17 protein-coding genes are annotated in these 12463 nt (G+C 29.9%); 2 read left to right on the top strand and 15 right to left on the bottom strand.

All coding sequences use genetic code 11. The features are described from left to right. Window positions 1-64: 64 nt before the first annotated feature. The 14 genes from AC6H33_RS11705 to AC6H33_RS11640 form a co-directional block, all read right to left on the bottom strand. Entirely contained in the window at window positions 65-424 is a 360-nt protein-coding gene (locus AC6H33_RS11705; protein ID WP_497606058.1) for a TraV family lipoprotein, read from the bottom strand. Next, entirely contained in the window at window positions 421-597 is a 177-nt protein-coding gene (locus tag AC6H33_RS11700; RefSeq protein ID WP_428015993.1) for a hypothetical protein, read from the bottom strand. Before AC6H33_RS11700 ends, AC6H33_RS11705 begins: the two co-directional genes overlap by 4 nt. Further along, a complete protein-coding gene (locus tag AC6H33_RS11695; protein WP_497606057.1) occupies window positions 590-1729 on the bottom strand; it encodes a TraB/VirB10 family protein in 1140 nt (379 codons plus the stop codon). Before AC6H33_RS11695 ends, AC6H33_RS11700 begins: the two co-directional genes overlap by 8 nt. A gap of 18 nt (window positions 1730-1747) precedes the next feature. Next, window positions 1748-2014, bottom strand: a complete 267-nt coding sequence (locus tag AC6H33_RS11690; protein WP_445696850.1) for a hypothetical protein — start codon at window positions 2012-2014, stop codon at window positions 1748-1750. Window positions 2015-2017: 3 nt separating this feature from the next. Continuing rightward, a complete protein-coding gene (locus tag AC6H33_RS11685; protein WP_497606056.1) occupies window positions 2018-2959 on the bottom strand; it encodes a TraK domain-containing protein in 942 nt (313 codons plus the stop codon). Then, window positions 2959-3528, bottom strand: coding sequence for a TraE/TraK family type IV conjugative transfer system protein (locus AC6H33_RS11680; protein WP_497606055.1), 570 nt, complete (start codon window positions 3526-3528; stop codon window positions 2959-2961). Before AC6H33_RS11680 ends, AC6H33_RS11685 begins: the two co-directional genes overlap by 1 nt. After that, on the bottom strand, window positions 3504-3782 hold the full coding sequence (traL, locus tag AC6H33_RS11675; protein WP_041135053.1) for a type IV conjugative transfer system protein TraL: 279 nt from the start codon (window positions 3780-3782) through the stop codon (window positions 3504-3506). Before traL ends, AC6H33_RS11680 begins: the two co-directional genes overlap by 25 nt. 65 nt (window positions 3783-3847) lie before the next feature. Further along, window positions 3848-4186 (bottom strand): hypothetical protein, encoded by a 339-nt coding sequence (locus AC6H33_RS11670; protein WP_041135052.1) that lies wholly within the window; start codon window positions 4184-4186, stop codon window positions 3848-3850. 97 nt (window positions 4187-4283) lie between these two features. Then, window positions 4284-5837 carry a hypothetical protein gene (locus tag AC6H33_RS11665; protein WP_497606054.1) on the bottom strand — a complete coding sequence of 518 codons (1554 nt, stop codon included), beginning with the start codon at window positions 5835-5837 and terminating at the stop codon, window positions 4284-4286. Window positions 5838-5851: 14 nt separating this feature from the next. After that, on the bottom strand, window positions 5852-7297 hold the full coding sequence (locus tag AC6H33_RS11660) for a conjugal transfer protein TraH (RefSeq protein ID WP_445696859.1): 1446 nt from the start codon (window positions 7295-7297) through the stop codon (window positions 5852-5854). Then, window positions 7298-8143, bottom strand: a complete 846-nt coding sequence (gene traF / locus AC6H33_RS11655; RefSeq protein WP_497606053.1) for a conjugal transfer protein TraF — start codon at window positions 8141-8143, stop codon at window positions 7298-7300. Next, window positions 8110-8589 (bottom strand): hypothetical protein, encoded by a 480-nt coding sequence (locus AC6H33_RS11650; RefSeq protein WP_497606052.1) that lies wholly within the window; start codon window positions 8587-8589, stop codon window positions 8110-8112. Before AC6H33_RS11650 ends, traF begins: the two co-directional genes overlap by 34 nt. Window positions 8590-8652: 63 nt before the next feature. Beyond that, on the bottom strand, window positions 8653-9327 hold the full coding sequence (locus AC6H33_RS11645; protein WP_497606051.1) for a hypothetical protein: 675 nt from the start codon (window positions 9325-9327) through the stop codon (window positions 8653-8655). Then, window positions 9320-10681 carry a UvrD-helicase domain-containing protein gene (locus tag AC6H33_RS11640; protein ID WP_497606050.1) on the bottom strand — a complete coding sequence of 454 codons (1362 nt, stop codon included), beginning with the start codon at window positions 10679-10681 and terminating at the stop codon, window positions 9320-9322. The genes AC6H33_RS11645 and AC6H33_RS11640 overlap by 8 nt, the downstream gene beginning before the upstream one ends. 172 nt (window positions 10682-10853) lie before the next feature. On the opposite strand from AC6H33_RS11640, the gene AC6H33_RS11635 reads away from it, so the two are divergent. Beyond that, window positions 10854-11450, top strand: coding sequence for a hypothetical protein (locus AC6H33_RS11635; RefSeq protein ID WP_497606049.1), 597 nt, complete (start codon window positions 10854-10856; stop codon window positions 11448-11450). A 29-nt stretch (window positions 11451-11479) separates the two neighbouring features. Here the strand turns inward: AC6H33_RS11635 and AC6H33_RS11630 are convergent, their stop codons facing one another. Continuing rightward, window positions 11480-11722: a hypothetical protein gene (locus tag AC6H33_RS11630; RefSeq protein WP_497606048.1), complete on the bottom strand. Its 243-nt coding sequence runs from the start codon at window positions 11720-11722 to the stop codon at window positions 11480-11482. A 271-nt stretch (window positions 11723-11993) separates the two neighbouring features. On the opposite strand from AC6H33_RS11630, the gene AC6H33_RS11625 reads away from it, so the two are divergent. Beyond that, window positions 11994-12440: a hypothetical protein gene (locus tag AC6H33_RS11625; protein WP_445696869.1), complete on the top strand. Its 447-nt coding sequence runs from the start codon at window positions 11994-11996 to the stop codon at window positions 12438-12440. Window positions 12441-12463 lie beyond the last annotated feature (23 nt).

The raw sequence follows: 12463 nt of genomic DNA, 5'->3' as shown, positions 1-12463 counted from the left end.
CAAATTTCCTTTTTGGATTTAATTTGATGAAATTATAATATTTATATTGTGTTTTGTGATTATATTAGTTAATTGGGGTAAGTGTTTTTGATGAAATCTCAACTTCTTGATTTAGATAATCTCCAATAATCCATTTGCCATCATCGACTTTTACGAATATAAAGTTACTTGTTTGAAGTAGATTATTTTTATCTACATACGGAAGCATTAGAACTCTAAGTACTTTATCAGGGGTCTTCAAAGGTACGATTGGTTCTTGTATTAGCTTCGCCAACTCTTCTTTCCTATTAACCTCATACAGTGAATCTGTTCTATTGGTATCTTGCTTTGTTTTAGGGTCGATATAAATTATTTTACTTTTTTCTGCACACCCTTGAAACATCATCATTGCTAAAACAGATGCAAACACAACTCTTCTAATCATGGTTTTTCCTTTCTTGTAAATTCATAAACATCTGATACACTTCCACAATACCCCTCACCTTTTCCTACATTACACTCAGGACATTCTTCATATGGTAGCAACACTTTAGAAGTGCACCCACTTATAAAAATTGATACAATTAGCATTACAAAAATCAATGACTTTTTATTCACTTTTTACCTCCTCAAAAATAATAGGTTTTGTAAAAATAATGTCACATTTTCTACCAACTGCTATCTCTACTATAGGAAACATCTCATCGTTAAGTTTTAAATAATATTCCGCAACTTTTTTTGATGCTTCAGCTGCTCCTCCGTACATTGAACTCTCAAATGCTTTATTTGGATCAGGTGTACTTACAGTTCCATTTGCTGAAGTTGCTACATAGGTATTACTCTGAGTAAAAACTTTTGCCATACCTTCTGCAAAACCTGCGACTAATGCTCTTGCTAGTATTGCTCCTTGCTTACTAACAACTCTTCCGCTTAAACCAATTTTCCCATCTTCTCCTGTTACATAGCCTATGGATGAACCTTTAGATGTTATAGAAGTTCCATCTTTTTTTACACAACTTAAATTTTCTACTCTAAGTATTGCTCTATCACTTGAAAGCTCACCATAACCACTACCTATTGCAACACAATCTTTAATATCTGCTCTAAATTTATTTGGCAAAATAGATTTATCAATAATTTGTATTGCTACAGGATGTGGTGAGCTTTTAGCAGCACCTGAACTTGGAGCATCTAAACCATTTAACAACCTTCCTTTGACAAATGAACCCGCAGGTACAATTATTTGTTTAGGCTTTTTAGTTTCTTTATCTTTTACTTCTTCCTTTTTTTTCTCTTTAATTGGGTCTGCAATAATAGTTAATGTTGATGTTACAGGTACCGTTTTTATAGGCTTAGGTTCTTCAACTTTAGGCGGTTCAAAATTGCTAAAAGCCTGATTCTGGTTAACTTGTGGAGCTGTGTCATTGGTAAATGAATTTATCGATGGGGTTTGCTTTTGTTCACTTAGCATTGACATAATCTCTGCAATATTTTTTGAAAGTTCTTGATTATTTTGCTCTAGCATATTAAGCTTATCCCCATAAGTTTGCTTAAAACTATTTTCTTCAACTTTTACAGCATTATCATATTGAATAACAACATCAGATACTGCTTTCTTTTTGGAATCATCTTGTGTAGCTACATCAGAAACCAAAGCACTAGATATCATAACAACGGTAATCAAAAGTACCGTTAAAGTAGCCATAAATATAAATGATTTCAACTTTTCTGATTTAAACTTAGCTAACACAATAATCTCCTCTTGTAATTATTCTTGAATGAACTTTTGAATATCTTGATTTGTTTCTTTTTGAATAAAACCTGCTTGAAGTGAAGTTGTAAGTTCACTCAACTTAGATTCAAGCTCAATGTTTTTATTTTTTACAAGTTCTAACTCTGATTTCATGCTCTTATATTCTGTAATTAATTTTGAAAGAGCTTTGTCAACATACCTCATTGAATCTTCAAACTCATTAGCACTCAAACTAACACTTAACATACCTACTACAAGTACACTTGATAGAATTTTTCTCATTTTTTACTCCTCACTATTAAAATTATTTAACACATTTTCTATCTGTTCTTTACTCAATTGCTCTTCAGCAAAATCTATAACTTCATTACTCAAATATTTTTTGGAATTGTCTTTGACCTCCTTTTGTTTTTGTTGTTGTATAAGTTCAATTGCATTTGAATATTTTGAACTATTTTGAACATAGTTACTCATTGGATTTGCATTAGTAACTACAAAAAGTCTCGTGGTACTATCTTTCGTCAATTTATGGTTTTCTAACGAAATTGCTAATGGATTTTGTATATATGGTAAAAACATTTTTTCATTTAGCGATACATCTTGATTAGCCTTTATTATTAATTCATCAATTATAAAAGTACTGCCAACATATTTTTTAAACTCAATAAGAGAAAGCTCATCAAACTGAACTTTTGGCTTATCAATAAATTCAAGGTCAAACCCTTCTGGTGTTATCTCTTTATATACTGATTTAATTAACTCTGAAACTATTGTTTGATAATCATTTACTACTTCAATCTCTTTATTTTTTTCAACTCTTTTTTCATCACTTACAGTTTTTAGAATAATAGTCTGAGCCGGTATCTCTTTTGGAACCAATATAAGTGAAAACATTTTGTTATCACAAGTCAAATAAGCTTCTCTTGCAAATGTATTGATAGTTGTACTAAGTATTTCATCGCCTTGTGTCTTATTAATTGGTATCAATTTAATAAAAGCATTTTTCCCATTTTTTTGTATATCAATCTCTTTCTCACTAGAGAAAATTAACTGAGTAAATTCTCCATTTTCACAATATGCTCTATTGATATCAGTCTTTGATATATCTATGTATTTGTATCCTTGTACTTCATCCACTATTGTTTGATTAGGTAAGTTATCTGCAAATACAGAAACGACTATAAGGCTCATTGAAATAATTATCTTTTGATATTGTTTTAATCCCATTACTTAACTCCAAATTTTTTTATAACTAATTGCCCATTTTTTACAATGAAATCAAAATCCATTACCTTTCGCTCTTCACTAACAAATACATTTCCTGTATTTCTTCTCAAAATTCCAGTTACACTAAATTTTCCGTGTTCAAAGTTCACCGAAGTTTGTAAAGGATAAAAAGCTTGATAAATATTATTCTCTTTTATAACCTTATTTTGCTCGATAAAATAGTCTTTAGTTGCCTTAATTACATCAGGATCTTTTGAAATAAAATTTTCTATTGCATTAAATGAATTAGCTACAGTTCCAGGTGATGTAGTAAGTATCGATTGAGATAAATAATTTCCTACTTCTTCAAAATATTTGTTATCTAATCTATTTCCAACTATTTCAAATTTACTAGTAAATGATGGTGGAATGATTATGGTCCTTACATTACTAGCTTGTATAAAAAAAAGTACTCCAAAAGTTACATTAACTATAATCATCAATAATGCAAATACTTTGACTACATCAAGCTGAACACTCATTTTGGTGTATTCACTAAAAAACTTCACTTCACTATCTCCTTGATCCAAAATTCAGGCACCCTACCCTTTAATCCAAATAAGCCTATACTATATGCATAATGTCCTACAAATCCAGCTTGTTTATGGTTTTTCATTTTTGTGATAACTTTTAAAACACCAACCCCTATTGCAGTTGCTATAAATTGCATCTCAGCAATAACTCCAAAGGCAATAATTACCAAAAGGATTAGAAATTCACTCAAATCCCACCATAAAATTTGCATTTCTGCATTCATATATTTAGGTATATATTTTCTTTCCATTTTTTGTCCTGTGAAATAAAGTCTATTTTAACTTCATTACAAAAAACAACTTTTGTTGAGTATTTCTACCCAACAAAAGAAGCCATTGTCGTTAGCAATGAGTTTGATGCCATTTCCCCTGCAATCAATGTATATTTACTATTGATAATTGTTGGTATAGAACCTATTGATAAACCAAGTAAAACCATAAAAATACCTCCTACGATTCCACCTTGTTTAAAAATGATTACTGCTGTACCAATAAAGAATGCGGCAATGATTTTTCCCCATGTTCCAGTTAGTGCATCACTGATATCTGTGTACCAAGTACTTAGTTCTGCACCTCCCGTTCCTGCAAATGCTGCTGATGAAAAAAGTGTCAACAACAAACCAATGAGCAAAAACTTGCTCTTGTGTAATTCCATTTAAACTCCTTCTTGAGAATTATCAAGATGCACTACATGATGTGGCATGTTTGATTGAATGACATTATAATATTTATATTGTGTTTTGTGATTATATTTACTGAGAACATGTAAAATCATCAATCATTTCTTCTATGGCTGATAATTCGCCTAATGTTTTATTAGACATTGTTTGAGGTACATCGCATGAACATTGATCTACTATTGATTCTCCAGCCTCTAAAGGACAAGTATATGAACCACTAATCTCTTCTATACACACTTTAACATTCATCTCATTTCTAGTAGTATTATCTTGGCTTGAGTCTGAATGAACATCAGTATCTTTAATAGATTTTTTAGTAGTACAAAATTTCTGTTTGCAACTTAAATCTGCTGTTGGTAATCCATTTATTGTTGCTTGTGTTCCATCTTTATATTTAAAATGGCCTTTTCCATCAGTATCTAGCTCATTAGTTTGAGTGAAATCTGCTGTGGCTGTTTTACTTCCACAATCATATGTGTATTTTTCATATAAATGTTTGTCTGCGTAGGTAGATAAAATATTTCCTGCACTATCTTTAATTTCTATACCTGATGAGCTATCACAAACTTCATAGGATTTATCAAGCACAATCTCTGAACAAAAAGTTTTATTAAAAGCAGAGCTAACCCCTTTAAATAGAACTTGTTGGCAATCGCTGCCTTTTGAATTACATATTTGTTTTGTTCTAATACTACATGAACTGAAATTGCCACAACTATCAATAAGTTTTAAATCTATTGTATTAGCAACTTGATTTTTCTCAAATTTATACTCTTTAGTGCACTCATTTAAAGACTTATAATTAACACTCATAGAGTTATTTGTTTGTGGTATTGTTGTTGAAGAGTGTACAAGGGCTGCATTATATATAGACTTAGAATTTTGTCCATCTACAGCGGATACTGAGTCTGTGAAATCATTAGCACTTTGTGAATGATAGTAGTTTCTTGGATCAGTATTAGTGTATTTGTTTGGAATTGTATTAGACTGACAAGGTGTTGGATAATTAAAATAAGTTGTACTTTTTTTTAGCCCACTATCCCATTCATTATCACCTGAAATATTGATATTGTTAGCTGATAATATCGCATTAATTCCACCATCAATAGTTTTATATACATTAGAGTCACATGTATAGCCACAACTATTATTGGTGCAAAAACAAGCATGCATCTGCTCTTTTGCAAGTTGAGCAACGGACAATTTACTATTACTAACCGAAAATGATTTATAAATCGGATTACTCCAATCCCCTGTAACAACACCATTTTGGCAAACACCTATTATTCCTGAAATTATCAAAGTATGGTCAAGTGCTTTATCTAAATTACTATCTTGTTTTATTGTTAAAGAGATACTTGATGATGAAACTGAATATGTAGTTGTTAATCCTATAGCTTTATCAAAACATGATATTGCACCATCAAATGTTGTACTATTATCAACTGTAGTTAATGTTCCAGAACCCTGCATAGGATTAAGAGCATTGCTTTTTAATTTTGATTTTGAGTTAAATTTTGAAGCTGCTGTATTACCTAAACTCTTTGCACTTGCTTTAGAGGATGCAATATCATCCGCATAAATAGTTTGTACTAGTATAAATGTTAATATAAATAAATATTTCATTAAAATACCCCGTATTATGGTGTAGCTGTTTTTGATAATGCTGTCATAGTTTGAAGATTATTGTAAAAGTCCGGATTTCTTTTCATCATAACTGCATTTTTAATCGAATTTGCTGCATTTATTGATTCTGCATAAGAATTCAGTTTTTTAGCAAAATTAAGGTCGGCGGCAATTTTCATCTTTACACATTTTTGAAGAGCATAAGAAACATTCTCTATCATTAGCTCTAAATTATGCCCGATTTGATGCTCTTTTATTTGTGGATCATCATATGCCAATGAAGCCTTTGCTTCTTTACTTAATGAGTCATAACTAGATTTTTCTTTTAAAAGCAAATAGTGATAATTTGATATATATTCATACATAGCTTGTGCTGCAAGTACTTCTGCAATTTGACTTGACACTTCAGTAGCAATACTTCTTGTTTCTGGTGAACGAGATAGTGCATTAAAAATTTTATAAACAGGTGTTCTAAATCCGCTTAGGAATTTCAAATCATCTGATGAGTGTGCTGTTCTTGTGTTGATATTGTCTGCAACTTTTCTAACTTTTGGTTCAAATACTGGCAATAGTTGCATATCAGAATTCACAGCAACAGTTGGATCTCCACTTCTATCAAGTAATTTAACAGATAGATTTTCTGATTCTTTTGAACCTAGCCTCCAGGTTAGTAGTTTATCAATATCATCTTTACTTGGAACGGTAGCTCCAAAAGTTCCATAGTTCTCACCTGATGGTCTGCTATATAAAACTATTTCTCCACTTATTGAACGCAAGAAATTCTCCTCTTCATTTAGTGGATTTGATGTATCTTTTCCGATGAGATAATAGAGTAAACTACTATATGTATTTTGGTCCTTTTTTAAAAATCTAACTATTCTTGGAGCATTCGCACCTAAGCCATTTAACCACGGATTAACTTTTGAATCAAAAAACTTTGTGACATTATCTGCTGTAGTCTTTATCCAGTTGGTTGCTTCACTTTTGGTTTGTTCTTGTTGACCTAATCCTGTGGCACTAACTAGTGCTGTTGCAGCTTGGCAACTATCTAAAGCCATATTATTAATCGCATTGGCCATAGACTCTAAAGACTTTAATGTTTCAGAACACTCTTCACAAGCAGCTTTAAGTGCTAAATCAAATGCAACTCCGGCTGCGTTACTCAAAGTTGCTTCTAAAAATTGCACAATTTTATCTGCATCTAAAAATTGAATCGAACCAAATGCTAAATCTATCCCTCCACATCCTGCTTTAAATGATGGTGCTTTAATATTTATCGGGTTTACTGTCATAGTAGGAAAATTCATTTTATATGAACCTCCACTATAATAACCATCCCCTCCTGTTGGACTAACATGGGTAATAGTTATATTTTCAGCATATCTTTTCATCGAATCTGCATAAAGACTACCTGCAAAAATGACTATACTTGCAAATACAGATATTTGTAACTTTCTCATTTATTTAACCTCTTCATTTTTAATCTTTCCTATTGTTTTAAGTCCATAAACAACAGCTTCTACCAAATCTAACAACCCATGAAAACCCGTAGCAATTCTTACTATCTTAGGTTTTGGGTCATTTTCATATTCTCTGAACAATAAAAACATATCAGGGGTTCTCTCAACTTTCATTGCATATGCAAAGTCTTTAAATTTATCTATTTCATAAGTGTCGTATTGAACTCCATACTGCTCTTCTAACATCTTCAATATAGGTTTTTGTTTTTCACAAAAACTACAGTTTTTAGCTGTAACAACCATTACTATCATGTTGTTTTTATACTTTTGAAATATTTCTATTCTTTTTTGAGTATTGATTTCTTTCTCAGTATTAATCGCTGTAGTACTTCTAACTGGAAGTGATGCAACCCATTGAGCCATATCAAAATCTTGTTTTGTTACATTGATAGTTTGGTTCATAAATTCTTTTGCACGATCACTAATATATTTTTGAAGTTTCTTATGCTCTAAAACATTTGTATAAGTAGGATATGTAACTGCAATATCTCTTGATTCTTTTTCAATTTGCTTTACACTTTCTCTTGTCAAACTATCTATAATCTCCCACGGAATATTCACTTCTTTTGGACTAATCTTATATTTTGGTTCGCCAGGTGTTGCTAATTCTTCAACTGTTTTATTCTCATCATCTTTTTCTAGCTTCTTCTTACAGCTTTCTCCCCAAAACCACCCTCTTTGACTATCATCAAAAAAAGCTTTGTCATTTTCATAACACTGGGCAAAAAGTGAGTTAAGATTAAAAATTAAGACTAAAAAAATAGTTGCATATCTATTCGCTGACATTGTTCTTCTTTTTCCCAACCTAAACAATCTTCACCGTGTGGAACAGTTTTTATCTCTTTGTCATACCCTAGTTGCCTAATTGTCTTTACCAAACTTTCAATTCTTTTATCTGACAAAATAAGGTTATATTGATTTGTTCCAGGAGCTGATGCATAACCGTCTATAACAATAGAAGTAACTTTTTTAAAATTAACATTATGAAGTTGCTCTAATGCGTTACTACTTTTTGGAACTTCTGAATTAAAATCAAAAAAAATACTGATTTTATATTTGTTGCTACTTGCTTCAATAATTTTATTTTGTACTATCTTTTGTAATGTACTTGTCGAATTTTCAATTTTTTGCTCAATAACTTTTTTATTAAGAGTAGAAAAATTTTCATTCGCTTTTAAAACATGTGCGTTTTCAATAGTATGAGATAATACAAGTATCTCCATTCCAAACATAGCAATCTCCTTTTTGATGATTGCTAATTATATCTCTTAAATTTTGTTTTGTGATTATATATATTACTTTGTAAGTATTTTAAAAGGAAGGCAACTTTTCAGTCCATATAGCTTTTCTCGCATATCAGAAGTGTATAAATCCTCAAGATTTTTAAATTTGATAACCATTGAATTAGCCTTAAAATCAATTTTGATTTTTTGGATCAATTTATTCTCAATATAAGAATACACTATTTTAGTGTATATAAGTGGTTCTTTTCTAGTAAAAACTCCTTCAAAATACCCTTTTATTTTAATCAGAGACTTTAGCTTTAGTTCTATCTCATCTGTAACTCTAACACTATCGGTTGCCAATAAATTATCAAAATATACTCGACCTCGTATTTGGTTTTTTACTTCTACTATTTCAAACCAATCAATATTTCGATAAATTACTTTGCACTTAAAGATTTTACATTCTCTGGGCATATAGTAGATGTCTTTCAATCTTTTATTTTTTAGGCTTCTAACCTCTTTTTCAAATAAGAATTTAATTCGCTTTGTCATAGTTTTGGTAATTCGTACATTCACAAAAATTGACCTTACAGTACTATAATATGCATATCCATTATCAGTAGTTATCACTTCTTTTTCTAAAATTTTTGATAAAGCTTCTTGAATACAAATATTTGCAGTATATGGATCTATATCATATTGTAAAGCTAATTTTTCAACTGATAAACTTGAACTCTTACTCATCGTCATCACTCAAAAAACTTACTTCATATTTGGCTCTAGTGATTGCTACATAAAGTAAATTTGCTTCTTCTACTAATTTATCTTCATCAACTGTATCCAAATCTTTAAAGTCCTTCATCAAAACTACACTATCCCATTCAAGACCTTTACTTGCATGAGCTGTTGTTAATACTATGTTTGATAAAGGTGAGATTTTTGAAGTAGCTTCTTTTTTTAGTGTAAAAAGATATGTTTTATACCTCTTTGCAATTTTTAAATTTGTTTTGAGTTCTATTAAATCGTAATCCTCTATATAATCTTTTAATTCATCCTCATCACTAAACTTTTTTAAATACTGAAACTCTTTAGATAATTTATCACTCTCTTCATTGATGAAATAAAACAAATTAATAGCTGTTTTGAAAATTTCATTAACATCTCGTGTAATATTTATACCATCTTCTTCATCTTTAAAATTATCTATTAATTCAATCAGTGTAGCATTAGTTCTTGCAATAAAAGCTACATTGTTTATCTCGAATGCTTCAGCTTTTCTTTTTGAACAAAGAAAATTTTTTGCACCCAAATAGTTTTTTAAAACTTTATTTGCTTCATCTACTACAGATGCACTGCATCTAAAAGTGTGTGTTAAAAAAAACTCATTTTTAGCTTTAATCATCTCCATTGCATTTAGACTTCCTCTAAATTGATAAATCTGTTGATATTTGTCGCCAACTAAAATTTTTTGTCCTTTTAAAGCATTGAATATTTTAATAGTTACTGGATTACTGTCTTGAGCTTCATCTAGTAAAAATCCATCATATGCATCAGACAAAAGTTCAAGTGATTTATGATTCATTGAAAAATGTTTCAAATAAAAATCATGAGTGATTTCTATTTCTCTTTTATCCATCTTTTCCCACAAAACTTTAGCATACTCAAAAACTGATGAATGAGCTTTATCAAAATATTGACGCATCTCAATTATTTGATTCGCATCTGATTGGCAAAATCTTTTTAATACTTTTACAATGTCACTACAAATACTCAAGTTAGCATCACTAAGCTCTAAAATTTGTTGTATGCTTAACATGTCATAATCATTAGTTCTGATTTTTGGTTTATCCTCAAGTGCTTTATATGCTAGTGAATGTAAAGTATATACATCAACATTAACACCAAACTTCTTTTTAGCTTCTTTCACTATTGAACTGTTAAATGCAAGATAAAGATATTTTTTATCTATATTGGCTTTTGTAATCTCTATCAGGGTTGTAGTTTTACCTGTTCCTGCAAAAGCATTTATCTTTAGTAGCTCATTTTGCTTCAATTTTTTAGAACACTCTATCACTTCATTTTGTTCATCAGTTAGCACTAGTCCCTCCTAATTAATAATTCCAAAATGATATAAAATATTTTGCATTTTGTGATTATGATTAAAAAAACTAAGTAAATTTGATTACAAAAAGCTTTATTCGTTTAAATATTAGACTATTAAAAAAGCTTTTTCCCATTGATTTATGTTATAATAGTAAATATTCGGCTATGTGATGGAGATAAATAAGATGTACAAATATGAAAAGTATTCCTATGAAGAGTTTATATTAAGACTTCGCTCTATCGAAAATAAGAAGAACGATAGACAGCTTGCTCTGGCGATGGAATTAAGACCAGATACTTTAGCACAAATGAAAATGAGAGCTAAAATTCCTTTTGAATCTGCTATAGGTTACTGTGAAAAAACTGGATATTCATTAGATAAATTATTCTTTGATAAAGAGTATAAAGCTTCTGATGAAAATACAGTCCTACCTCATGAAAACAACAATAAGTTTTACAACTATAAACTTTACAATAGTAATGACTATGTAAGACTTCCTAGAATATCTGCTGGTAACTCTTTAAAAGCAATTGAGTTAAATCATGACATCATGCTCTACGATGAAAATATAAACAAGTTTGATGGTAACGGTTCTTACTTAATCAATACAAATGATGCTGTATCTGCTGTAAATATTTTTACTAAAATTGATGGTGATTATGCATATAACTATATTGGATTTACAATTGCGAATGAATTATCTAAAGAACAACTTGGAAAATTGAATGTGATTGGTAAAGTTATCAAAACTTTTTCATTTTGATAAAGTAGTTAAACATTATACCTATGAAACTAATTCATAGGTTGCTTTGATATTGACTCTTCAACCTCTGCTTTATTAAAAAGCCCTTCATTCTCCAAAGCTTTTACAATAAGTTCTTGTTTAGACTTATTGTACTTTGAGCATATTGCATCGAATACTTTAAAATCTTCAATATTCAATTTAATTACAATAGTTTTAGTTTCATTACTTTTTTGAATGTTCTCTTTATGTTCTGCTTTTATCATATCCAACACACTTTTTTTTGAAGCCATTTAAAATCCTTTATTTTTTATTTTTATTTGTAATCATATACAAAAATATTCTATTTGTGATTTGCGAAATTTTGGCGATGGTTTATATTTCCAAATTTTAATTAGTACCTACTTTGAGCCAATTTTCTAACCTCTATTCGTTACCACAGTATATATACTATATAGGCATAGCTAAATAGTACTCATTTCATAAGTTGAAAATTTTTCAACTAGTAATCACAAATCAAAATAAATATACTAAAATTTCAAGAAATGATTCTAAGGAGTAATTATGGAAGAAAATAAGAAATCTAAAATAGAAGCTACTATCAAAACAATGCTCTATAAACAAGCAAAAGATAAAATTACAAAAGAGGAGGAAGAACTCTCATATAGAAAATTGCATAATCTTTTAGAGTATAAATTGAAGAAGGAGAACAAATCTATTCCCAATGGTTTAAGCTATGCTACAAATTACTATTATAAAAAACACAAACAAAATATCAGAGCAAAATTAAGAAGGGTAAAACAAAATAAATACATAACCAATTTACGAGCAAAATATTCAGATTTGAACATTGATGAAGCCTTTCAATACTTGGCTTTAGATGAAAAAATTTCTATGCAAAGAAAAGGAGATATTCTCTCAATTGAAACATTTATTCAGATTTTAACGAATCGACCTATTCCAAAAAAGAGAAAAAAATTTAAAGCAGAAGAGATGGTAACTGAACTATAAGTGGGCAAATTTAGTGCCCTCCT

It is taken from the genome of Sulfurimonas limnophila (assembly GCF_059705345.1).
Note: the sequence above shows the minus strand (reverse complement) of the source record. Positions and strands in the feature narration are given on the sequence as shown.